The organism is Pseudomonas sp. P4_D7, from assembly GCF_056401755.1.
On the sequence record NZ_JBFUIR010000053.1, the window covers coordinates 1 to 23,942 of the forward strand.

At 57.8% G+C, this 23,942-nt stretch carries 21 protein-coding genes; 8 read left to right on the forward strand and 13 right to left on the reverse strand.

Annotated features, from left to right (window positions below):
• From AC1DVF_RS24625 to tpx, 4 genes are all read right to left on the reverse strand, one after another.
• On the reverse strand, nucleotides 1-1,358 hold a 1,358-nt coding region (locus AC1DVF_RS24625; RefSeq protein WP_477783285.1), incomplete at its 3' end, for an efflux RND transporter permease subunit.
• A gap of 142 nt (nucleotides 1,359-1,500) precedes the next feature.
• Nucleotides 1,501-4,602 carry an MdtB/MuxB family multidrug efflux RND transporter permease subunit gene (locus tag AC1DVF_RS24630; protein WP_093432982.1) on the reverse strand — a complete coding sequence of 1,034 codons (3,102 nt, stop codon included), beginning with the start codon at nucleotides 4,600-4,602 and terminating at the stop codon, nucleotides 1,501-1,503.
• Nucleotides 4,599-5,906, reverse strand: coding sequence for an MdtA/MuxA family multidrug efflux RND transporter periplasmic adaptor subunit (locus AC1DVF_RS24635; RefSeq protein ID WP_477783286.1), 1,308 nt, complete (start codon nucleotides 5,904-5,906; stop codon nucleotides 4,599-4,601). Before AC1DVF_RS24635 ends, AC1DVF_RS24630 begins: the two co-directional genes overlap by 4 nt.
• 175 nt (nucleotides 5,907-6,081) lie before the next feature.
• Nucleotides 6,082-6,582 (reverse strand): thiol peroxidase, encoded by a 501-nt coding sequence (gene tpx / locus AC1DVF_RS24640; protein WP_320336862.1) that lies wholly within the window; start codon nucleotides 6,580-6,582, stop codon nucleotides 6,082-6,084.
• 337 nt (nucleotides 6,583-6,919) lie between these two features.
• Between tpx and AC1DVF_RS24645 the strand changes: the two genes are divergently transcribed.
• Complete coding sequence (locus AC1DVF_RS24645) at nucleotides 6,920-7,345, forward strand: YciI family protein (RefSeq protein ID WP_095126253.1); 426 nt, start codon at nucleotides 6,920-6,922, stop codon at nucleotides 7,343-7,345.
• Between the two features lie 108 nt (nucleotides 7,346-7,453).
• On the opposite strand, the gene AC1DVF_RS24650 is transcribed toward AC1DVF_RS24645, so the two are convergent.
• From AC1DVF_RS24650 to AC1DVF_RS24660, 3 genes are all read right to left on the reverse strand, one after another.
• The gene (locus AC1DVF_RS24650; protein WP_477783287.1) at nucleotides 7,454-7,813 is read right to left on the reverse strand and encodes a hypothetical protein; all 360 of its coding nucleotides are present in this window, start codon (nucleotides 7,811-7,813) and stop codon (nucleotides 7,454-7,456) included.
• A 91-nt stretch (nucleotides 7,814-7,904) separates the two neighbouring features.
• Nucleotides 7,905-8,603, reverse strand: a complete 699-nt coding sequence (locus tag AC1DVF_RS24655; protein WP_477783288.1) for a hypothetical protein — start codon at nucleotides 8,601-8,603, stop codon at nucleotides 7,905-7,907.
• Nucleotides 8,603-9,106 carry a PAAR domain-containing protein gene (locus AC1DVF_RS24660; RefSeq protein ID WP_477783289.1) on the reverse strand — a complete coding sequence of 168 codons (504 nt, stop codon included), beginning with the start codon at nucleotides 9,104-9,106 and terminating at the stop codon, nucleotides 8,603-8,605. Before AC1DVF_RS24660 ends, AC1DVF_RS24655 begins: the two co-directional genes overlap by 1 nt.
• Nucleotides 9,107-9,335: 229 nt before the next feature.
• Between AC1DVF_RS24660 and AC1DVF_RS24665 the strand changes: the two genes are divergently transcribed.
• Nucleotides 9,336-9,716, forward strand: a complete 381-nt coding sequence (locus AC1DVF_RS24665; protein WP_477783290.1) for a YciI family protein — start codon at nucleotides 9,336-9,338, stop codon at nucleotides 9,714-9,716.
• Between the two features lie 451 nt (nucleotides 9,717-10,167).
• On the opposite strand, the gene AC1DVF_RS24670 is transcribed toward AC1DVF_RS24665, so the two are convergent.
• Nucleotides 10,168-10,536, reverse strand: coding sequence for a DUF6124 family protein (locus tag AC1DVF_RS24670; protein WP_460090782.1), 369 nt, complete (start codon nucleotides 10,534-10,536; stop codon nucleotides 10,168-10,170).
• A gap of 642 nt (nucleotides 10,537-11,178) precedes the next feature.
• Here AC1DVF_RS24670 and AC1DVF_RS24675 point away from each other — a divergent pair.
• Both AC1DVF_RS24675 and AC1DVF_RS24680 read left to right on the forward strand, forming a co-directional pair.
• A complete protein-coding gene (locus AC1DVF_RS24675) occupies nucleotides 11,179-12,807 on the forward strand; it encodes a J domain-containing protein (protein WP_477783291.1) in 1,629 nt (542 codons plus the stop codon).
• Nucleotides 12,804-13,799, forward strand: a complete 996-nt coding sequence (locus AC1DVF_RS24680) for a DUF3829 domain-containing protein (protein ID WP_477783292.1) — start codon at nucleotides 12,804-12,806, stop codon at nucleotides 13,797-13,799. The genes AC1DVF_RS24675 and AC1DVF_RS24680 overlap by 4 nt, the downstream gene beginning before the upstream one ends.
• 49 nt (nucleotides 13,800-13,848) lie before the next feature.
• On the opposite strand, the gene AC1DVF_RS24685 is transcribed toward AC1DVF_RS24680, so the two are convergent.
• The 4 genes from AC1DVF_RS24685 to AC1DVF_RS24700 all read right to left on the reverse strand — a co-directional run bounded on the left by AC1DVF_RS24685 (nucleotide 13,849) and on the right by AC1DVF_RS24700 (nucleotide 18,503).
• Nucleotides 13,849-14,523, reverse strand: a complete 675-nt coding sequence (locus AC1DVF_RS24685; RefSeq protein WP_093433003.1) for a DUF3313 domain-containing protein — start codon at nucleotides 14,521-14,523, stop codon at nucleotides 13,849-13,851.
• Nucleotides 14,524-15,158: 635 nt separating this feature from the next.
• Nucleotides 15,159-16,133, reverse strand: a complete 975-nt coding sequence (locus AC1DVF_RS24690; protein ID WP_460090779.1) for a hypothetical protein — start codon at nucleotides 16,131-16,133, stop codon at nucleotides 15,159-15,161.
• A gap of 220 nt (nucleotides 16,134-16,353) precedes the next feature.
• Complete coding sequence (locus AC1DVF_RS24695; protein WP_099759031.1) at nucleotides 16,354-16,833, reverse strand: DUF934 domain-containing protein; 480 nt, start codon at nucleotides 16,831-16,833, stop codon at nucleotides 16,354-16,356.
• Entirely contained in the window at nucleotides 16,830-18,503 is a 1,674-nt protein-coding gene (locus tag AC1DVF_RS24700) for a nitrite/sulfite reductase (protein WP_477783293.1), read from the reverse strand. Before AC1DVF_RS24700 ends, AC1DVF_RS24695 begins: the two co-directional genes overlap by 4 nt.
• Nucleotides 18,504-18,842: 339 nt before the next feature.
• Between AC1DVF_RS24700 and ccoN the strand changes: the two genes are divergently transcribed.
• The 3 genes from ccoN (at nucleotide 18,843) to AC1DVF_RS24715 (ending at nucleotide 21,682) form a co-directional block, all read left to right on the forward strand.
• Entirely contained in the window at nucleotides 18,843-20,270 is a 1,428-nt protein-coding gene (gene ccoN / locus AC1DVF_RS24705; protein ID WP_099759420.1) for a cytochrome-c oxidase, cbb3-type subunit I, read from the forward strand.
• Between the two features lie 18 nt (nucleotides 20,271-20,288).
• Nucleotides 20,289-20,507, forward strand: a complete 219-nt coding sequence (locus AC1DVF_RS24710) for a CcoQ/FixQ family Cbb3-type cytochrome c oxidase assembly chaperone (protein WP_093433014.1) — start codon at nucleotides 20,289-20,291, stop codon at nucleotides 20,505-20,507.
• 239 nt (nucleotides 20,508-20,746) lie between these two features.
• Complete coding sequence (locus AC1DVF_RS24715; RefSeq protein WP_257354898.1) at nucleotides 20,747-21,682, forward strand: halovibrin HvnC; 936 nt, start codon at nucleotides 20,747-20,749, stop codon at nucleotides 21,680-21,682.
• Nucleotides 21,683-21,790: 108 nt separating this feature from the next.
• On the opposite strand, the gene AC1DVF_RS24720 is transcribed toward AC1DVF_RS24715, so the two are convergent.
• A complete protein-coding gene (locus AC1DVF_RS24720) occupies nucleotides 21,791-22,282 on the reverse strand; it encodes a hypothetical protein (RefSeq protein ID WP_116254703.1) in 492 nt (163 codons plus the stop codon).
• Nucleotides 22,283-22,492: 210 nt separating this feature from the next.
• Between AC1DVF_RS24720 and AC1DVF_RS24725 the strand changes: the two genes are divergently transcribed.
• A complete protein-coding gene (locus AC1DVF_RS24725) occupies nucleotides 22,493-23,884 on the forward strand; it encodes a hypothetical protein (protein ID WP_477783294.1) in 1,392 nt (463 codons plus the stop codon).
• Nucleotides 23,885-23,942: the final 58 nt, after the last annotated feature.

Genomic DNA, 23,942 nt, shown 5'->3' on the forward strand with positions numbered 1-23,942 from the left:
CCCTTGAACAGGATCGAGAGGAACACCGCCACCAGCGAGACGTTCATCGACAGCAAGGTAAAACCGACTTCCTTGGCCCCGAGGTACGCGGCCTGCATCGGTTTGACGCCTTCGTCGATGTGCCGGGAGATGTTCTCCAGCACCACAATCGCGTCGTCCACCACCAGACCGGTGGCGAGAATCAGCGCCATCAGCGAGAGGTTGTTCAGCGAGAATCCGTAGAGGTACATCACCGCAAAGGTGCCGACCAGCGACACCGGCACGGCCAGTGTCGGAATCAGCGAGGCGCGGAAGTTACCGAGGAACAGGAATACCACCAGAATCACCAGCGCCACGGCAATCAGCAAGGTCATCTCGGCTTCATGCAGCGTCGCCTTGATCACCGGCGAGCGGTCCATGGCCAGATTCAGCTTTACGCTGGCCGGCAACACCGCTTGCAAGGCCGGCAGTTGCGCCTTGATCTCGTTGACCGTCTCGATGATGTTGGCGCCAGCCTGGCGGTTGATCACCAGCAGCACCGCCGCGTCATCGTTGAAGAAACCACTGTTGTAGCGGTCTTCGACGCCGTCACTGACCTTGGCCACGTCCTTGAGGCGCAGCGCGGCGCCGTCGGCGTAGTGGATGATCAGTGACTCGTAATCCTTGGCTTTCTCCAGCTGGTCATTAGCCTGGATCTGCCACAAACGCTGGCCGTCCTCGACCGAACCCTTCGGCCGGCGCACGTTGGCATCGGCGATGGTCTTGCGCACATCGTCGAGCGCCACGCCGTACTGGTTCAGCGCCTGAGGTTCGAGCTCGATGCGCACCGCCGGCAGCGAACTGCCGCCGATCTGCACTTCACCGACGCCCTGCACTTGCGACAGGCTCTGCGAAAGAATCGTCGAGGCCAGATCGTAGAGCTGGCCTTTTTCCAGCACATCGGAGGTCAGCGACAGCACCATGATTGGCGCCTGCGACGGGTTGACCTTCTTGTAGGTCGGCATGCTGCGCATGCCGCTCGGCAGCAGATTGCGCGAAGCGTTGATCGCTGCCTGCACTTCCCGCGCGGCACCGTTGATGTCGCGGTCGAGGTCAAATTGCAGAATGACCCGGGTCGAACCCTGACTGGAGCGGCTGCTCATGGTGTTGACGCCGGCGATTGCGCCGAATGAGCGCTCCAGCGGTGTGGCCACGGTGGACGCCATGACCTCCGGGCTCGCGCCGGGCAGACTGGCCTGCACGACGATCACCGGGAAATCCATTTGCGGCAGCGGCGAAACCGGCAGCAGGCCGAAGCTGACACCGCCGAGCAGCATGATCGCCAGGCTCAGCAGCATTGTGGCGACCGGGCGCTTGATGAAAGGACCGGAGAGGTTCATTGACCGCGATCCCCAACGTCACACCAATCCCCTGTAGGAGTGAGCCTGCTCGCGATAGCGGTGTGTCTGTTTACATTGATGTTGCAGGTGCCGGCCTCATCGCGAGCAGGCTCACTCCTACAAGGGTTATGTGTTCGGACAGTCATACCGACACCTCTTCAGTGTCAGCATTGGTCTTGCCAAAGCGCCGACCGAGGCGGTCGAAATACAGGTAGATCACTGGCGTGGTGAACAGCGTCAGCACCTGGCTGACCAGCAAACCACCGACCATCACCAGACCCAGCGGCTGACGCAATTCAGCACCTGAGCCCGTGGCGAGCATCAACGGCACCGCACCAAACAGCGCCGCCAGCGTGGTCATCAGAATCGGCCGGAAGCGCAACAACGCCGCCTGATAGATCGCCTGTTCCGGCGCCATGCCTTGCGTGCGCTCAGCATCGAGGGCGAAGTCGATCATCATGATCGCGTTCTTCTTGACGATACCGATCAGCAGGATGATGCCGATGATCGCGATCATGCCCAGATCATTGCCGCTGAGCAGCAACGCCAGCAAGGCACCGACGGCCGCCGACGGCAAGGTCGAGAGAATGGTGATCGGGTGAATGTAGCTCTCGTACAGCACGCCGAGCACGATGTACATGGTCACCACCGCCGCCAGAATCAGCAGCAAGGTGCTCGATAGCGAAGCCTGGAACGCTTCGGCCGCGCCCTGGAACTGGGTCTGCACGCCGACGGGCATGCCGATGTCTTTCTGCACCTGTTCGATGATGTCGACCGCATGCCCCAGCGCCACACCGGGCGCGAGGTTGAACGACATCATTACCGCCGGGAACTGGCCGATATGGGTGATCGCCAGTTGCGCCTGACGCTCCTCGATATGAGCCAGACTCGACAGGCGTACCTGCGCGTCATCGGTGGTCTTGACGTGAATCTGGTCCAGCGCCTGCGGGCCGATCTTCTCTCCGGCCTGGGCTTGCAGCACCACGCGGTACTGGCTGGCCTGGGTGTAAATGGTCGAGATCTGCCGCTGGCCAAAAGCGTCATAGAGCGCATCGGTGATGTTCGCCACCGAAACGCCAAGGCGTGAGGCGGCATCGCGGTCGATCACCAGATAGACCTGTAAACCCTTGTCCTGCAAATCACTGGCAACGTCGGTCAATTCCGGCCGTTGGGCCAGCGCTTCGACCAGTCGCCCGCTCCACTGGCTGAGCAGTTCGGAATCCGGCGAGGACATGCTGAACTGATACTGGGTCCGGCTGACACGGTCTTCGATGGTCAGGTCCTGCACCGGCTGCATGAACAGGCGGATGCCGACCAGTTTGTCCAGTTGCGGTTGCAGGCGCGCAATCACTTCAGTGGCGCTTAGATCGCGATCGCCATGGGGCTTGAGGTTGATCAGCAAGCGGCCGCTGTTGAGCGTGGCGTTATCGCCGTCGACACCGATGTAGGACGACAGGCTCTGCACCGCCGGATCTTGCAGAATGATTTTCGCCAGTTCCTGCTGACGCTCGCCCATCGCGGCGAAGGAGATCGACTGCGGCGCTTCGGAAATGCCCTGAATCACCCCGGTGTCCTGCACCGGGAAGAAGCCTTTCGGCACGACCATGTAAAGAAATACGGTCAACCCCAGCGTAGCGATGGCCACCAGCAAGGTCAGCGGCTGGTGTTTGAGCACCCAGCGCAGCATCCGCCCGTACTCGGCAATCATCCAGTCAATCACCGCGCCACTGGCCCGATAGAAACGGCCCTGCTCGTGTTCTTCCGGTTCGCGTTTGAGCAGACGCGCGCACATCATCGGCGTCAGGGTCAGCGAGACCACCAGCGAAATCAGGATCGCCACGGCCAGTGTGATGGCGAACTCGCGGAACAGCCGCCCGACCACGTCGGCCATGAACAGCAACGGAATCAGTACTGCAATCAGCGACAGGGTCAGGGAAATCAGGGTGAAGCCGATCTGCTTGGCGCCCTTTAGCGCCGCTTGCATCGGGCTGTCGCCCTCTTCGATGAAGCGCGCGATGTTCTCGAGCATGACGATGGCGTCGTCGACCACAAAACCGGTGGCAATGGTCAGCGCCATCAAGGTCAGGTTGTTGACCGAGAAGCCGGCCAGGTACATCACGCCGAAGGTGCCGATCAGCGATAGCGGCACGGCCACTGACGGAATGATCGTCGCACTGGCGCGCCGCAGAAACAGAAACGTCACCATCACCACCAGGGCGATGGCGATCAGCAATTCGTGTTGCACGTCAGTGACCGAGGCGCGGATGGTCTGCGTGCGATCCGTCAGTACCGTCACTTCGAGGCCGGCCGGCAGGTTGTCGGTGATGCTCGGCAGCAGCGCCTTGATGCGGTCGACCACTTCAATGACGTTGGCCCCCGGCTGACGCTGGATGTTCAGCAATACCGCCTGATTCTGGTTGGCCCACGCAGCGAGACGTTCGTTCTCGGCGCCATCGACAATTTCCGCCACGTCCTTGAGCCGCAACGGCGCGCCGTTCTTGTAGGCGAGGATCAGGTTGGCGTAATCCTTGGGCGAGGTCAGTTGGTCGTTGGCGTCGAGCATCGACACCCGCGTCGGGCCGTCAAAGTTGCCCTTCGGCTGGTTGACGTTGGAAGCACTGATCAAGGTGCGCACGTCCGCCAGGTTCAAGCTGTTGGCCGCCAACGCTTCCGGGTTGACCTTGATGCGCACGGCCTGACGCTGACCGCCGGCAATACTGACCATGCCGACACCGCTGATCTGGGCGATTTTCTGCGCCATGCGCGTATCGACCAGGTCATTGAGTTTGGGCAGCAGCATGGTTTTCGAGGTGATCGCCAGGGTCAGCACCGGGGTGTCCGCCGGGTTGACCTTGTTGTACACCGGCGGCGCCGGCAAATCGGTGGGCAGCAGATTGGTCGCGGCGTTGATCGCGGCCTGCACCTGCTGCTCGGCGACATCCATGTTGATGTCGAGGCTGAAGCGCAGGGTCAGCACCGACGCACCGCCGGAACTGGTCGAGGCCATTTGCGTGAGGCCCGGCATCTGCCCGAACTGGCGCTCGAGCGGCGCAGTTACGGCACTGGTCATCACATCCGGGCTGGCGCCGGGATATAAGGTCATGACGCGGATGGTCGGGTAATCAACTTGTGGCAGCGCAGAAACTGGCAGCAAGCGGTAAGCGATCAGGCCGGCCAGGACAATGGCCAGCATGCTCAGGGTGGTGGCTACCGGTCGGAGGATGAACAGCCGCGAAATGTTCATGCGCCCTTCTTGGCCTTATCGGTGACAGCAGCGTCAGTCGGGGTGGCGGCAGATTTGCCTTGCAGGTGTTCAGTTGGAGTGGTCGGCACTTGGTTGCTGTCGTTGACCACTTCCACTTCGCTGCCTTCCTTCAGACGGTCGGTGCCTTCCAGCACCACGCGGTCGCCGGCGGCCAGGCCTTCGGTGACCACGGTGTTTTCGCCATCACTGGCGCCGATCTTCAATTGGCGAATGGTGACTTTCTTGTCGCCATCCAGTGCATAGACGAAGGTGCCGTTGGTGCCGAACTGGATGGCCGCCGACGGTGCCAGCACCACGCCTTTCAGCGTGTCAGCGAGCAAGTGAACGTTGACGAACTGGTTGGGGAACAGCGCCTGATCGCGGTTATCGTAGCGGGCCTTGAACTTCAGGGTGCCGGTGGCAACGTCGATCTGGTTGTCGAGGCTTTGCAGAACGCCGGTGGCTTGCAGTTTGCTGTCGCCGCGGTCCCACGCTTCGGCCGGAAGTTTGGCGCCGCTGCGATAACGCGCGAGCACGGTTTCCAGGCTGTTTTCCGGCAAGGTGAAAGCGACGCTGATCGGTTGCGTCTGGGTGATCACCGCGAGGGACGTGGTGTCATTGGCGGTGACGAGGTTGCCGACGTCGACCTGGCGCAGACCGACACGGCCGGCAATCGGCGCGCGGATCTTGGTGAATTCGAGATTGAGCTTGGCGTCGTTGACTGCGGCCTGGTTGGTCTTGACCGTGCCCAGATACTGACCGACCAGCGCTTCGGCGGTGTCCAGCGTCTGTTTGGCGATGCTGTCTTCTTTGTACAAACCGCGATAACGCTCGACATCGACCTGAGCGTTTTTCAGTTGCGCCTGATTCTGCAGCAGAGTGCCTTCGGCTTGCAGCAAAGCGTTCTGGTAGGGGCGTGGGTCGATCTCGGCCAACAGGTCACCGGCCTTGACCATCTGCCCTTCTTCGAAATTGATCTTGACCAGCTCGCCGCCCACCCGGCTGCGCACATTGATGGTGTTGAGCGCGGTCACCGTGCCCAGCGCCTTGTAATACAGCGGGAAGTCGCCGGTAACCGCCGGCGCCACGCGTACCGGAATCGGCCCGGTGCCGCCACCGAAGCCCGGCCGCATCATCCCCGAACGCCCGGTGTGCCCGGACGCCGCTTTGTCGGCGCCCTCTTTGTGGGCTGAACCGGCGGGCCAGAATTTCCAGCACAGGACGGCGATCACCAACAAGACCAGCAGGCTGATCAGCCAGCGACGGGAGTTACGAGGGGACGATTGCATGGAGTCATTAACCATTGGGCGCGTGGGCTTCTTTTACGGGAGGCTGAACGATAAGCACTGGTGGGGAAATAGCAAAGCAGCTTTACCGGCAATTTACCTTCAACTTACGTTTCAAGGTGTGAGGCAAAACACTGATACACAAATGAAAACGGCCTGGACAGGGCCAGGCCGTTAACAATTGTAAAAGCGCTTACTTGAGAACGGACAGCGCCGCTTCGTAGTTAGGCTCTTCAGCGATTTCCTTGACCAGTTCGCTGTGCAGGACGTTGTCGTTTTCGTCCAGCACCACAACGGCGCGAGCGGTCAGGCCTTTCAGCGGGCCGTCAGCGATGGCCACGCCGTAGTTCTCGATGAACTCGGTGCCGCGCAGGGTCGACAGGTTTTGTACGTTTTCCAGACCTTCGGCGCCGCAGAAACGCGCTTGCGCGAACGGCAGGTCAGCCGAGATGCACAGCACCACGGTGTTGGCGATGTCGTTGGCCTGAGCGTTGAACTTGCGCACGGAAGTGGCGCAGGTCGGGGTGTCGACGCTTGGGAAGATGTTCAGCACTTTGCGCTTGCCGGCGAAGTCTTTCAGGGTGACGTCGGACAGATTGCCGGCAACCAGAGAAAAGGCTGGCGCCTTGGAACCGGCTTGTGGCAACTGGCCGTTGACTTGAACCGGATTGCCTTTAAGGGTGACTTGAGCCATGACTTGAGTCCTTCTGATGTTTTGATTGGAAAGCATGCAAGAGGCCGAAGTTAACCACGAAATTGTCCGACGACCTATGCCCTGTTTGGAAATTGTTGGGTGCCTGCGCGAAAAATTGTATACAAAACCAGCACAATTCCCATGTGGGAGCGAGCCTGCTCGCGAAGGCGCTTGATCAGTCAGCATAAACGTTGAATGTGACGACCTATTCGCGAGCAGGCTCGCTCCCACATTGGATTCTGCGGTGTTACTGGTCTTTTATTTAGAGACCCTGTCGATTCAAGTGTGGCCCGTTCGACTAAGCAATGAATCCCACCAAACTCACGGAGTAACCGCCATGCGCTTCATGATCCTTGTCAAAGCCAGCGCCGATTCGGAAGCCGGCATCATGCCCAGCGAAGAACTGATCACCGCCATGGGCAACTTCAACGAAGAACTGGTCAAGGCCGGCATCCTGATCGATTGCGATGGCCTGCACCCGAGTAGCAAAGGTGCTCGCGTGCATTTCTCCGGGGACAAACGCACGGTCATCGACGGGCCGTTCATCGAAACCAAAGAACTGGTGGCGGGCTACTGGATCTGGGAAGTGAAATCAAAAGAAGAAGCCATCGAATGGGTCAAGCGCTGCCCTAACCCAATGTCAGGCGATTCTGATATTGAAATCCGCCAGATATTTTCTGCAGAAGACTTCGGCGCTGAGTTCACTCCTGAAGCGCGGGAACAGGAAGAACGTGTCCGCGAACAGGCCAAGAAAAACGGCTAACCGGGTATCCCGTGTAGGAGCTGCCGAAGGCTGCGATCTTTTGATTTTGCCGTTAAAAAACAAGATCAAAAGATCGCAGCCTCGTTTCACTCGACACCTGCAGAATCGTCAGTCGGGYATCGATCGGATGATGTCGGCCAGATCATCTTTGGTTATTTCATTGGCCTTGATAGCTGCGGCGACATCTGCTTTGGAAAGCGGAAAACGTTTGAAAATTTCTTTCAAGGTTTCCTCATTAACATTGGCCAGCCAGAGCGGATCGATAAATGAGCCGCCATACTCAGGCTTCATGGGTACTTCTTCGTGTGCAATTGCACCTTTATGATTGAGATACACAACATAACGGTCGTGCCCTTCAGGAAAGCTTTTATCGTGATAAAGCGTGGTACCCAAAGGCAGGACATAGTAGTTCTCGTCGCCATTTGGACCTTCAATCAGTAATGGTTCTTTCGTTTTGATCATTTTCATATCGTGCCCCTTCCCCATATCGCCAAAAATCAGAAAACCCAAAAAAATCGCATTGACGGATAAAACTGCCACCAGCCATAGGCCCATCCGCCTATTTGTAAACATTTTTCTTATCATAGGGGGCCTCGGTATTCGCTTCGAGCATGGCTTGTAAATCCGCCGGCATGAAAATCCCGTCCTTCGGACTACTTTGTGTACGCGCAGCCTGTCTCTCGATGAAAGAGAGACCTCGCATCTCATTAAATTTCGCAGGGTTCTGCACAATTGACTTCCCCGAAACCTTTGCTCCTGCAATGGTCACGGTTGTGCAGTTATTCGTAGTCGGATGATAGTTGGATGGCAACACATACCGTGCTGATGACGCAGTCTTTTTTCGCTGCTCTTTTTGCTGGGCGACGATACCGTCGAAATGAGCGATCACAGCCTCAGCTTTGGCATTTTCCAAATAATAAACAAAACCTGTTGTTGTACGCCCCAAACTGTTTTCACCAGAGATATACGCTTTGAAGGACGTCCAGACGTTCAGCACTCCTTCGCCCTCGCTATCGAACGTGCCCCAGGTTTTTCCATAGCGACCAAAGTCATAAGTAATGTCTTTGCTACCGACCACCACATGTAAAGCCGCGTGCCCGAAAGGATGCTCTTCTTTATCGCGAGTGTAGGGACCACCCACCAGCACTTCCATATACGCACCGGACACGACCACCTGATTGGTTTTTGTGGTTTTCCCTGATGTGCCCGTATTTTTTGCTGCCTGGGTTGTGCTGGTAACTTTAGTAGACTGAACCATTAAAGATGTTCCGTATCTTCAAGTTTCGGAAACTTTATGCTGCAATTCCCCCTAGGAATATTTGCAACATGCACAAAGCCATTTTCGTCTAGGACTCCAGTCATCAAAGTCCCATCGGGAAGCGTCAATTCATACGCCTCGTTGGCGACAGGTTCATCTCTTTCGTTAAGCAACTGAAACTCGACAAAAGTCTTTTCTTTCAGAAACTGCGAGAAGAAGCTGGCGGGAGCACTACCAGAATCACCGACGAAGGTGTCAGGTGATCCAGCAGTAATCGTCGCTCCACATGCCGTTTGGGAACCAACATGAGCAACGTCTTTTCCCAACCCAAAAACATGGGGAGCGCCCGTTGTTATGGGATTACTGCCGTGAACTGGGCAGGAATAGATATCTCCTACCAAAGCTACGGGAGTTGAGTTAACAAAAATAGGACTTGATCCAGTGGTGATATTTCCACCGTGACTCCCTGGATCTCCGAGCCTTGCGACTGGCTTTCCTGCCATCGTTTCTCTCCATTGAATATCGCGACCTGCGGATGTTACCCGATCTTGTTGTGGAAAACAGGGTATCCATGGAGCCTCCGGACTGGATAAAAAATGCGACCGGGCTGAGTCTTTTTTGGTTGGTCGTTGACCATTCCAACGCGCGGCAAAGGGATGCCTCAAGGGACGCTCTGCGTTCCAGCTTGCAAATTTGACGCAGAGCGACAAGGGCTGCATTCACGCGCAGAGCGTGGGAACGATCATTCAAGAACTGATCACCGCGATTGGCAACTACAACGAAGAACTGGTCAAGGCCGGCATCCTGATCGATTGCGATGGCCTGCACCCGAGCAGCAAAGGCGCTCGCGTGCATTTCTCCGGGGACAAACGCACGGTCATCGACGGGCCGTTCATCGAGACCAAAGAACTGGTAGCGGGTTACTGGATCTGGGAAGTGAAATCAAAAGAAGAAGCCATCGAATGGGTCAAGCGCTGCCCCAACCCAATGTCAGGCGATTCTGATATTGAAATCCGCCAGATATTTTCTGCAGAAGACTTCGGCGCTGAGTTCACTCCCGAAGCACGGGAACAGGAAGAACGTGTCCGCGAACAGGTCAAGAAAAACGGCTAACCGGGTATCCCGTGTAGGAGTTGCCGAAGGCTGCGATCTTTTGATCTTGAAAAGCAAAGTCAAAAGATCACAGCCTCGTTTCACTCGACACCTGCAGAATCGGTCAGTCGGGCATAGAGCGGATCTTGATCGTTCCCACGCTCTGCGTGGGAATGCCTCAAGGGACGCTCTGCGTTCCAGCTTGCGAATTTGACGCAGAGCGTCAAGGGCTGCATTCCTTTGCTGCGCGTGGGAACGATCATTCAACAGAGATCAGTTATTGAGCTCGACGTGATCCTGGGCTTGATTCACCGCGAGTTCACCCAGCATGACTATCTGTCTTAATTGATCGTTCCCACGCTCTGCGTGGGAATGCCTCAAGGGACGCTCTGCGTTCCAGCTTGCGAATTTGGCGCAGAGCGTCAAGGGCTGCATTCCAGTACAGAGCGTGGGAACGATCATTCAAGAGCGATCAGCTCTTGAGTTCGACGTGATCCAAGGCTTGATTCACCGCGAGCTCCCCCAGCATGACAACCTGTGCAATACCCAGTGCAGTCTTGCGCTGCGAGGTTTCCAGCGAGGCGGCGAAGTTCATCAGCATTTCACTGGCCGAGCCGAGGGTTTCGCTGGCGTTGGCGAGCAGGGATTCAGTGTTGTACCTGGGATTGGCGAGGTACATGGGTTCCGGCTCGTTGGCGCTGGACATGATATGGGCGCTGGGGTTGAGGTAGTAGTCGAGGGCGCGATCGGCGGCTTCGTGGAGTTTTTTACTGTCGACTGAGGCGTAGGGGGATGTGGTGTCGGCGTCTGATTCTGGGGGGTTCGGTGTTGGCTTTTTCATGGTGTAACTCCACTGGAAAATTGGAGCTGCCCCATTCGGTTTCCGGACGAAGAGGTGGCAGCTGTACGCAGGTTGGAAACCCGGGCAGCGGCGACCCGGACGACCCGAAGGTCCCCCGCGCACAGCCGCCATAACGGAGTGCACACATTCGAAGTGCGCAAGGATACGTTATGAAAGGCGTGTACGCGCCACTAATACCCGTCGGGGTTTCCAGTCCCGGTCGCTGATTTGGCAGCGACGAACACAGGCTAGAGACCCGACGTCCGACGGACAACCTGAAAACCTTGTGGGAACGTTCCGCAAATTCCAAACAACGTTTAAACATCCCGAATTGAAATACGCATATGTAGTAGCGGCCGAAGGCTAGAGCCGCGATCGGACGAACTTTTGATTTTGCATTTAAAAAACACGATCAAAAGATCGCAGCCTCGTGTCACTCGCCAGCTCCTGTCGCCAGTGCGTCGTCCGCTTGCAGAGTCAGTTGGCGGGTGATGCGCGGCGATGGCGGCAACCCGTATTTCCGCTGGTTCGTCGGCAAATAAACGACGGCTGAGGACTTTTCGACGCGAAACAGGTAGGGTGCGCAAAATCAAAGTGCCATCACTGGACCGCGTCGCAGGTTTTCATGGAGTTGTACACGCAATGAGTTGCTGGACCGTCCTTGGCCTCACGGCCGACGCCGATACGCGCAGTATCAAACGCCAATACGCTGCCCTGCTCAAACAGACCCGTCCGGACGAAGACACCGAGGGCTTCCAGCGCCTGCGTGACGCCTATGAGCAAGCCCTGAATTACAAGGAATGGGCGCAGGCCAGCGAGGACCACGGGGCTGATGAAGACGCCTGGGATTTGACCGGTCTGACCGTAGTCGAAGTCGACGCCTTGCAGCAGGCGACGCGCTCGCTGGCCGACACCAGCCTTGCACAATTGCAACAGCGCCATGCCCTCGCCGTTGAGCAGGGTTGCGCGCATATCCTCGAAGAGACCCTGCTGCAGCATTGCATCGAGCACCCGGATACATCGGCGCCGATGGTCGATTGGGCGGTGCAGACGTATCACTGGTTCAGTGCCTGGCAGCGGCTGGAACTGGACGAGGAATCCATCGAACATTTGCTCGATCACCAGCGGGAACGCATGACTCGACCGCTGCGTGATGCCCTCGAACGTGAGGACAGTGCGGCCTTTTTGCAGGCCTACGCACAGTGCGCGCAATACCTCTGGCTCGACGCTGAAGTGCACCGGCTGTGGTTCAACCTGTTCCTCAGTCGATTGCTGCTGGACAGCGAATACTGGTCCTCCACTATTTTCGAGCAGGTCTGTGCGGGCCAGGGCTGGCATTCCGGTCCGGCCAACCGTTGCCCGAAAGATGAATGGAAACGTCTGGTCGCGCGCCATGAAGCTCCGATTTTTATCGCGCAACAGCGTCAACTCGCCGAAGAGCCGCCCGCCACCGCCGAACACCGCGCCGCCCGCCTGTTGCTCGGCACTGGCCCGTTCAGCCAGCGTCGCGCATTGGCCAGACGCCTGCGTGAGAAAGATTGGGAGCATTGCCGACATTTGAGTTCGGCGCTGTATGCCAATCATCCGAAGGTCTGCGCAGAGATGCCCGGGGGCACCGCGTTTTTCTGGCGCGACTGGGAACTGAAACGCGGCGAATGGCCGACCTACGTTGGCGTGGTGCTGGCCTGTCTGATCGGTGCGTTTACTCATTTCATCCCGCTGGGGCTGCGCGTCACCGGGCTGATCAATATCGTCATGACCTCAACAATCGTGTTTGGCGTGATCGCTGCGGGTATCAACTGGCTGACGCACGAACTGGCGCACACCCATTGGCTGCTGGATGACCGCCTCAGCGCGCGGTTGTGGCCGGGTTTTGCCAAGGACGCTGCGCCGTTCGGCGTACTACGCGATCTGATTCCCTGCGCATTGATGGTGGCCGGACTCTGCTGGTTTTTCGGCCCCATCGCTGGCGTCGTTTATGCGGCCACGCTGGCCAGCGTGGGTTTGATTCGTCGCCGTCAGGTCAAGCCACACACGTCCTGGGAAAAGACCAACCTGCCGGTGAAAATCGGCCTGACGCTACTCGGCGTTGTCGCCCTGGTGCTGGTGCTAGGTGTGTTCAAAGTGGCCGCCAGCCAAGGCACGGTCAATCGCAATCAGGGTCTGCAACCCTGGGCGGAGCGTTTGTGTAGCCGGTTGCCGGCGAGTTCTTTCGATTGCGGCGCTCCGGCCACCCGCGAGCAGTGGTATCCCGCGGAGGCACGGCCATGACGTCGAGATTCATGTTTGTCAGCGGCGTCGTGGTCGTTCTGGTGGTGATGGGGCTGGCGAGCGCGACCCGACCGTTCCTGAAGCTCGACCTGTGGCTTGATCAGCGCGACTCAGTGGTGACCGCACAGGCCAACGCGTTGAGTCCGGTCATTGCCTGCGTCAACCGTGTCGATGTGCACTGGCGCAACGCCTACGACAAAAACCAACATCAGCGGCCAACCGCTGATGCGTTCGGAAAGTATATTTCCGAGCCTCAGGATTTCGATAACAGTGATGCCTTCACTGTGCGTGACATCCAGGAGGATACCTGCCTGCGGGATATCAACGAAAAGCTCGAGCTGCTGGCCTACCAGCCAGCGCTGTCGCAGAAAGTCCGTGACTACGCGCAAGCACTGAAGTGGGCATCGGTGATTTCGCCACCGACTCGACTCGATAAAAGTGCGAGCTTCTTTGTCGTCCCGTTCAACCAGACACCGCGAGTTCTGGCGCAAATTCAGACCGCCAGCAATGCCTATCTCAGCGCATCGACTGCCTTGAGAGAAGAACTGCTGCCACTGGACATCGCGCAGCGATCCGAACAGCTCAAACTTCTTGAGGCACGCGTAGGCAAGGAGATCCACTGGTCTCTACTGGCGTATATGATTCAGGCCCGAGAGACATTGGAGCGGCTGGAGGACGGGATGAAGCATCGCACCCTGACCCCTCAAGCCGTGGCCGAAACCACCGCTGATCTGCAACAGGCGTGGAATCGCGGTGGGCCATTCATCGGCCCGCGTGAGCCTGGTTTCCGTAACAAAGACGATGATGCGCGCGAGCTGTGGCGACACATCCGTGAGCCTGCGCAGCACTATCTCGAAGCACTGAACACCCTGCACAGGGATTGGAAGGACCGCGCCGAACCGCAACGTTTGAGCGACGACTATTACGCCGTCACCCGTGGCTACGACGCCTTGCTCAGCCACTACAACCGCCAGGCACGCGCCAATTTCTGAGGGTGTGCACAGGCCGGACGGTCCTCGCGGACAATCCGGCCTCGTGCGCTTACTTGGCTTTCTTGAGCTTCAGATACGACTGACGCAGGTCCGAGGCCCAGCCATCGATGACGGGTTTGACGTCATTGGTGCTCATTGCCTGCGAATCATTTTCCAGTGGTTTGCCGGTGCCTTTGCGCACCACTTGCGCGACGACCTTGTTATTCGCGCCATCGAGGAACACCGCTTCGGTGGCCAGGGTAGTTTCCTGATCACGAATACCGCTGGCGGTGCTGACCGCAGCGGCGACCAGCGCAATCGGAATTACCTCGTAAGCATGCAGGCCTTCGGTGGAGCTGCTCACGGCGGTGATTGCCGCACGCACCACAATCACGCCCGGGCCAGGACCGGTGGCCAACGGCAAGTCTTTGCCGATCTCACGTTTGAGCGCCTGATCGTAGTAGGAAGTGATGCCATTGAGGGTTTGCTGGGAGATTTTCGCGGTGGGTTGCGGTTTCGGGTAGAGCTGAGTCGGCTCGATGTACACACTGGTGAATTTCCTGACGTCGACCTTCGGATCGATCCAGCGCATCACCTCGGCACCGGACGGGGATTTGGCCTCCTTGAGCTGGCTGTAGTCTTTGAGGAATCCTGAGTACTCTTTCGGGTCGACGGTTTTGCTGGAACAACCCACCATTGCGACGGTGGCAATGCACAGAGTGCCCATCATCACTGCTAGCTTCATGCTGTAACTCCTGTCAGAAGGCCGAAAAACTTTGCCCGGGGGAATTACAGGTATAGCTAAAACTTCAGTAATTGCGATTGCACAGCACAATATTCACGCAAKGCTGCGCGGCGGATCACAAGCGTCATTTGAAAGACGTCGAGCATCCGGCAATGCTGCATCGAGCGCTTGGCCATTGGTGAGCTTCAAGAATCCGCTGCATTGGAACAAGCTGAGCCAGAACGCCCGCAAGTGTTGTTGCAGGGGTGGAAGAAGATGAACATGGGGGATCCGGCGCTTAAGTGACCGGCTGGATATTGTCTTCCCTCACCCTAGCCCTCTCCCAGAGGGAGAGGGGACCGATTGGGGGATATTCAAGAGTTCCGCCGACTTGAGCGATTGCCTTTGAATCCATAATCGACTCGGTCTTTCACGTCAGTGTCGCTCGCCAGACACCTCGGTCAGTCCCCTCTCTCAGAGGTAGATAGAGGGGACCGATTGGGGGAGATTCGAGAGATGCACCGACGTGAACGATTGGCTTTGAATCCATAATCGACTCGGTCTTTCACGTCGGTGTCGCTCGCCAGACAACTCGGTCAGTCCCCTCTCCCTCCAGGAGAGGGTTAGGGTGAGGGGCTTTTCAGGGGTTCACCCCGTTACCAGGACGAAGTCTCACCACTGCGCAACGCCATCTCCCGCCGGCTGTTGATGTGCATCGCCTTGATCAACGATACCGTGCCCACCAGCAAAATCGCCGCGCCCAACAGGAAGTCGATGTTGTACAGCTGAAAATCCTGCACCGGCCCGATCAGCAGCACCCGCACGATCGCGGCGCCCAACAGCGTGGCAAGGAAGTCGATCCCCGGTTCATTGCGGTAAAACACCAGCAATAACGGCAGGCACAACACCAGCAGGAGCAACAACACCACAACCTTGAACGAGCCTTTGCGCTCAACGCTGAACGCACATTCGTGCGGCCCGTAAGCCTTGTAATCCTCGTCGCGGATCATCGAGGTTTTCTCGTTGATGTAGTCGACGCGGTTGTACTTCTGGATCGGCGTGAAGGTGTTGGACATCTCCATTAACGTGGTGATGTTCTTGAAGCGCAGGTCGATGCGCTCGCTGCCCTTGAGGTAATAGAGCACCGGTTTATAGCCGTAGCGATAGCTGTCGAAAGGGAATTCGGTAACCTGACCCTGGACACCAATCGGGCGCGGTTCAAGTTCGGCGTAGGCGCTTTTGTTGGTGGCCGACAGGTTGCGGCTCAGCGGCTGCACCTTGACCTGCTCAAGGAAGATCGGCGTGACGCCGAATGACCACTGCAACGGTTCCAGTCGCAAACGCAGTTCATTGCGAGCGAGGTCGTAGCGGTTGAAGGTGCGTTCGGAAACCACCAGGGAACCACTGAGCATGAACTCGCCGCGCAGGTTATTGGTGACGCGCAAGGTCAACTGGTCCTTGCCCAGCAGCGCTGCTTCCGTAGTCGGTGGTGTGCCACACCACGCGGTGCTTTCGCCGACGCCGCCGAGCTGGCCGTCGCGGTTTTCCTTGAATACATAAAAGTAACTGGCCCACAGCGTCACCATTAACAGCAACGCTGTGAGGCCGAGGATTTTTTTGCCCGGACTCACTGATCAGACTCCCTTCTTCGGTTCCATCGTCCAGCCGAAAACCCGCTGGCGACGGCGACTCTACCAAAAGGCCACCATCGACCCAAGGGAAAATGCCCGATTCAGGAGGTTTCTAGGGGTTTCCCCGGTGGTAAAAGCCAGATCAAAAGATCGCAGCCTGTGGCAGCTCCTACAGTTGAACTCATGTAGGAGCTGCCGCAGGCTGCGATCTTTTCAAGCGTCAGCGCCGCCGGAACAACGGACGTGGTTCGATGACTGAGCGCCCATACAGCACGCTCATCCCGGCCAATCCTTTCAGTGCATCCTCAGCCGATTTGTCCTCACGCACCGCGAAACTGTCGAACCCGCACTGGCGCATATGGCTGAGCTGATCACGCAGCACATCGCCAATCGCGCGCAACTCCCCTGCCCAGCCGAACCGACTGCGCAGCAGATACGCCTGACTGTAAGCACGCCCGTCGCGAAAACTCGGAAAATCCAGTGCGATCAGCGGTAAAGAGGCCAGCCACGGCACCAGACTTTCAACCTCATCGTCGGGGCCGAGCCACACCGCATGAGTCGACGGTGATTCCAGCCAATGCATCAGCGGCAATATCAGCAAACCCTCCGGCCTTAGCGTCGATGGTTCGCGCATCAACGTCCACGGATCGTCTGTCACTATCCGCGCCACGCCCTGCTCCAGCCGCAACAGATTGTTCATAGCGCCGCCTCCAGCGTCTTCGGATAGACCCGTTCCTTGAACGGCTCCAGGCCGATCCGCGCGATGGTGTCGACGAACAATTCCTCGTGCTCGCGATAGCGCACAAACGTGCCGATGATCCGCTCGATCACCTGTGGCACCTCGGCGGCGCTGAACGACGGGCCGATGACTTTGCCCAGCGCGCTGTGTTTGCCCTGCGCACCGCCGAGGGTGATCTGATACCACTCGCTGCCGTTCTTATCGACGCCGAGGATGCCGATATTGCCGATGTGGTGGTGGCCGCAGGCGTTCATGCACCCAGAGATATTCAGGCTGATATCACCCAGATCGTGCAGGTAATCAAGATTATCGAAACGCGCCTGAATCGCCTGGGCGATCGGGATCGATTTGGCGTTGGCCAGTGCACAGAAATCGCCACCGGGGCAGGCAATGATGTYGGTCAGCAGGCCGACGTTGGCGCTGCCCAGATCGTGTTTACACGCCAGTTGCCACAGCGCATAGAGGTCGGTTTTCGCCACGTCAGGGAGGACGATGTTCTGCTCATGGGCAATACGAATTTCGCCAAACCCGAAACGCTGCGACCAGTCCGCCACCGCCAGCATCTGCACACCGGTGACATCCCCCGGCGGCGAAGCCATGCCCGGTTTGGTCGACAGCACCACGCTGGTGTAACCCGGCACCTTGTGCGGCTGCACGTTGCGCGCGACCCAACGGGCAAACGCCGGGCTTTCGGCCAGGCGCGTGCCGAAGTCCAGATCGGTGTCGGCCAGGGTCTGATAAACCGGCGGCACGAAGGCGCTGGCGACCCGTTGGTATTCGGCCTCGGTCAACTGCGCCGGGCCGTCCTTGAGGTGTTGCCACTCCTCTTCGACTTCCTTGGCAAACGCCTCAATGCCCAGTGCCTTGACCAGAATCTTGATCCGCGCCTTGTATTTGTTGTCGCGCCGGCCGTGGCGGTTGTACACCCGCAGCACGGCTTCGACGTAAGACAGCAAATGCTGCCACGGCAAGCCTTCGCGAATCTGCAAACCGAGGATCGGCGTGCGCCCCAGACCACCGCCGACGATCACTCGCAGAAGCATCTGCCCATCGCGGCCGGGGTAAAGGTAGAGGCCGATGTCGTGCATCATGATTGCCGCGCGATCCTGCTTGGCCGAACAAATGGCGATCTTGAATTTGCGCGGCAGAAACAGGAATTCCGGGTTGATCGTCGACCACTGCCGCAGGATCTCGGCCAATGGGCGCGGGTCGATCAGTTCGTCCGCCGCGACCCCGGCGAACGCCTCGGTGGTGATGTTGCGCACGCAGTTGCCGGAGGTCTGGATCGCATGCATGTTGACCTGCGCCAGACGCTCGAGGATATCCGGCACCTCGGCGAGTTCGATCCAGTTGAACTGCATGTTCTGTCGCGTAGTGAAGTGGCCGTAACCACGATCGTAATCACTGGCGATGCTCGCCAGTGTGCGCATCTGCTCGGCGCTCAGCGTGCCGTAGGGAATCGCCACGCGCAGCATGTAGGCGTGCTTCTGCATGTACAGGCCGTTTTGCAGGCGCAGCGGCAAAAACTCCTCTTCGCTCAACTCCCCGGCCATGAAGCGCTCGACCTGATCGCGGAATTGCGCAACACGCTCGAACACCAGCGCCCGGTCGTAATCATCGTATCGATACATGCCTGCCACCTCATCAGTTATTCCTGTGGGAGCGAGCCTGCTCGCGAATGCGGTGTGTCAGCCAACAATGCAGTTGCCTGACACACCGCATTCGCGCGCAGGCTCGCTCCCACAGTTTTCTTCAGAGCACTATGACGAAGCGGCGCAGCACGTTACAGATTCACCTGAACTCATAAAAACCATATCAGGGCGCGGCAGAACGCCGCAGTCAGCCCTTCAATCTGATCCGTACAAATCAAAGATTCCTGAGCCTGTTTTGTTTCTGGTGGGGTTTCTACAGTGCAGCTCATGCCAGACCGGGTGGCCTGGCAAGACTTTGCAACCGTGGATGAACTGACCATGAGCACAGCAACAATCGGACAGGCTTACAACTACAAGGTCGTCCGCCAATTCGTTATCGCGACGGTTTTCTGGGGTGTGGTGGGCATGGCGATGGGGGTTTTTATCGCCTCGCAACTGGTGTGGCCAGAGATGAACCTGGACCTGCCGTGGACCACCTTCGGCCGCTTGCGCCCGCTGCACACCAGCCTGGTGATTTTTGGTTTCGCCGGCAGCGCGCAATTTGCCGCCAGTTACTACGCCGTGCAGCGCACCTGCCAGGTGCGGCTGTATTCAGACAAACTCGCCGCGTTCACCTTCTGGGGTTGGCAATCGGTGATCGTGATCATGCTGGTCACCCTGCCGCTGGGCTACACCACCACCAAGGAATACGCCGAAATCGAATTCTCCGGCGCGGTGTGGATGGCCGTGGTCTGGGTCGCTTACGCCATCGTGTTTTTCACCACTGTGGTGCAGCGCAAGACCAAACATATCTACGTCGGCAACTGGTTTTTTGGTGCGTTCATCCTGGTGATCGCCATGTTGCACGTGGTCAATCACCTGTCGATTCCGGTGGACTGGTTCAAGTCGTATCCGGTGTATTCCGGCGCCACCGATGCGATGGTGCAGTGGTGGTACGGGCACAACGCAGTGGGTTTCTTCCTGACCACCGGGTTCCTCGGCATGATGTATTACTTCGTGCCGAAACAGGTCAATCGGCCGGTATATTCGTATCGCTTGTCGATTGTGCATTTCTGGGCGCTGATTACCTTGTACATCTGGGCCGGCCCGCACCATTTGCACTACACCGCGCTGCCGGACTGGGCGCAGTCACTGGGCATGGCCATGTCGCTGATCCTGCTGGCGCCGAGCTGGGGCGGGATGATCAACGGCATGATGACCTTGTCCGGTGCCTGGCATAAGTTGCGCACCGACCCGATCCTGCGATTCCTCGTGCTGTCGCTGGCGTTCTACGGCATGTCGACCTTCGAAGGGCCGATGATGGCGATCAAAACCGTCAACGCCCTCTCCCACTACACCGACTGGACCATCGGCCACGTCCACGCCGGCGCGTTGGGCTGGGTGGCGATGATCACCTTCGGCGCGACCTATCACATGGTGCCGAAAGTGTTTGGCCGCGAGCAGATGTACAGCACGCCGCTGATCAATCTGCACTTCTGGCTGGCGACCATCGGCACGGTGCTCTACATCGCTTCGATGTGGGTCAACGGCATCACCCAGGGCCTGATGTGGCGGGCGATCAACGAGGACGGCACGCTGACCTATTCGTTCGTCGAAGCGCTACAGGCCAGTCATCCGGGGTTTATCGTGCGCTTTGCCGGCGGGGTGTTCTTCCTCACCGGGATGTTGTTGATGGCTTACAACGTGTGGCGCACGGTGCGGGTGGCCGACATTTCACTGGCGCGCAGTGAAGCGCAGATCGCCTGAGGCAGGGAGTCGCGCGTGATGGAGATTTTCTTTGATGTGTTGGGCGTGATGTTTCTTTGGCTGGCGGTGGAGTACTGCTTGCGGCGGGAGACGGCGGACAGTCTGGATGAAGCGAGCATGGTGCCGTTTGCCGATGACCCCGAGGTGGCGCGGCGGGTTGAACTGGCTACCGGGAAAACCGTGAAAGCGGTGGCGCCGGAAGACGCCAAACCAGGCTGGATCAATCTTGAAATGTGAGAGGAATCAGTAGCGGAGGGGCCTCCCCTCCGCTGCCTGCACATTTTGCTCTGACAGTCCGCCTCCGACAAACGGTAGATTTTTCGTATTTTCCCTGTCAGATCTGACAGTAGGCAGGTGGCAGGTTTGTCTTTATGTTGCTAACGAGACGGCACTCATAGCGCATCGTTTTCCAACGTGCTGCCAAACACTGCCACATGACCATCGGTATTGACCAGTCAGAACCAGGGAGCACCAAGATGAGAAACGCCCTCCTTTCATTGCTCCTTGTAACACTATTAGGCTGCTCACCCATCGCCACCCAGTCACCGGTCGAGCAAGGTGTCAGCAATAGTCCAAACGTAGCAATGACAGGTCCGCAAGTGGTCGAGCTATTGAACCAGCTCTACAACTCCAAATTCGTGAACTGCCATGAGTCAGCCAATCAACCGGCTTTTCTCTGTTCCGGGATCATTCTTCGAGTCACGGACAAGCAGCCTGGCGAAACGCATCACGTATGGAACCCAAGCCCAACCTCAGTCAAGAACGGCGGAGTATCGTTTTCCTTCCTCAGGGCAGACTCGAAATTCGGCCGTCTGGCCTGGGGCAAAGGCAATGGATTAATGTTGTACCCCATCTTCGGTGCGCCGCAAGACAAGGTCGATCTGGACGTTTTGTGCTCCTTTCCCATCGATGGCTGGACCTGGAACCGCACCACCCCCTGTGGTCCACACGCCTCTTTTCCCGCGACAAGCCAGCGTTGCCGAAGTGCGGGTGTGACCACCGCCGAGCAATGGAAAAGCGTTTGGGATAACTCGCCCAACAGTCATCACATTCGACAATGTGGCTTCGACGTTTCCGAGGCAACCGGAAGGCCGGCTGCAGCGGCTTTTTACCAATCGGTACGAGCCCGCACAATGTTGAGCCAAGTGTCTGCACATTTCTCCGAACAGAATGAAATCGTGATCAAGACCTGGCCACAGAACCTGCAAAACACCTTGCCTCTGATGGCCTTCTTTTATATCGCCGGGGGGGACAATGCCGGGTTATCTCAAGCCCGAGACAATCAGAAGGATTTCTATGATTCCACTACTTCCAGAATCTGGGTGCCGGTGATCCGTCTGTATCCCCCATCCACATCAGCCCACGATGCAACATTCCAGTACGTTGACACGGATCAGTTGATCAAACCCTGATTCAGCCCGTGCTGCTCACCGTGCCTGCACTGCAAACGCAGCCAGTAGCGTCACCGCCAGATTGGCCTCGTCACGTGTGCAGGACTGGACCAAGCGAGGGCGATGGTGCTAGCCGCGTTCACGCGGTATCAGACTCTGCAATTGCAGCGCCAGAAAATTTGCATCAAATACAAACGTGTCGGGATCCTTCAACCCATTGGTCTTGCGCCACTGCCACTCACCGTCTGCCAATCCCACCAGGGAAATACTGCCGTAACGTGCCGCCGTAAGGCCCATCACCGCCAGGGAAATCTGCCCCGCGCTGCCCATCACATCCGGCACGAACTCTACCGGTTTGCCGGCAATCACGATGCTCAGCTTTTCCGTCTTGAAGGTCGAGGTTTCCACCGGCGTGCTCGGCCCGAACGCGACATACGTCTCACGGCTGACTTCCAGCAGATTGGGCATTTGTACCGGCGCAAGCCATTGCTCAATGTTGCCGAACAACTCGATGATCCGGGCGGCCCACGCCGCCGACTGGGTCTCGAACAGTTGGGCCTTGTGCGCTTCGCTCTCGGCATAGCGGCGAAGCATATCGCCCAGTTGTTGTACGTCGTCCATTGTTGCACTCCTCGGCTCAAAGCCTGCGAACTCCGATAGTGGCAGATCAACGTGCTGGCGTACGGTTAACCACCGATTCAAGCTCCGCATACGCTTAATCCAGACGAACGGTAGGATTTGCCCCCTCCACCTGTCAGATCTGACAGTAGGCAGCCAGCGACAGAGGGTTTTAGATAAACCCTCGAGTTGCTTGAGTTCCGGAGAAGCCGCATGACCGTCGATAACGGTAAAACACAACCCCAAGACATCGCCCCTGTGATAATTCCAGGCTGGGTTACAGCCATACAACATCCGGAAAAGCCACATGGCGGAGTTCCCCTGTCGTTGCACAACAGTGGCTTTCTCCAACTGCTAATCGATCCATGGCTCAACCATAGCGCCTATGACGACGCAGGCATATTGCTCGGAACCTCGGATGTCGCGGTGATCAACAAGGTTACCCAGCCGGGCGAGGAGAATCAGCGGTTCAACATGTATCTACCTGCCGCACTATTGARAAACGACATCAACCTGGTACGCCTGCAAGTGACCCGAGTCGGTCAGGATCCCGAAACTTCGGAGGCGCTGAAAGTGCTCTATTACACCCCGCGCCCCGGTGACCAGATTTCGGGGGGTGGAGACAATCCCAATCTGATCATGAGCCTTCCGGCCGATGTCATCACCGACGGCATCGATGCCGGCCGCGCAGAAAAGGGCGTGGATGTGACTCTGCGTTACATCCATATGCGCGAGCGGGACATCATTACGCTTTATTGCGATAGCCTGGAAAAAGAGCATGTCGTCAGCGCGGCGCAAGCAGCGGCAGGCAGCGTGGTATTGAAACTGGTCGCCATCGACTTCTGGCAGGACAACCCCAAATTCGCCATGCGTTTCAGAGTCACCGATCAACTCGGCAACTCTTCCGGCCCCCAAGCCATCTRGTCAAAAACCACGTTGATCGATGTGCACTTACGCCGACAACCGGAGCTCGATCTGATCAGGCCCAAGGTACTGGAAGCGAAAGAGTCCGGCGGCACGCTACTGAACTTCATCAAGGATTTTTATGAAGCCAAGTTCGCCACGGCAGAAGTCAACTACACAGGCTCCGACACAGGGCAAACGGTAAAAGTCCAATGGCTCGGACGCAACTTCACCTACACCACTGAGGTGCAGACTGTAAAAACACCTGGGGAAACGTTGCATTTCCAGATTCCGCGCCTGGAGATCATCGACACTATGGGGGGCGGTGGTCGGGCAGAAGTAACCTACACGGTCAGATTGCCCGGCACTACCGATGACAAGCCCTCTCGCGATCTGAATCTGGCATTCACCGAGCAGAAGCACCTTCTAGGGCAACCCACGATCAATACGGACAGAACCAATTTAAGGGTTTACTACCCGACACTTGAAGCTCCCTACAGAGTGCGTATGGCGTTGCATGGTGTGACCACCCGCTATAGCGACGAGGTGGACATCGTCAACGAGTCTTACACCAACTTCCCGATTCCAGCGGCGTGGATCACAGAGAACCGCGGCAAAGACGTGATGTTCAACTACACGCTCAAACGTACCGGGACCAGTGAGCCACTGATCTTTTCATGGTGCCTCAGGGTGAGGCTCTAGCGAGTTACGAGGCAGGGCAACCGCAATCAAACCGACATTTCTCATTACCCTGAACGGT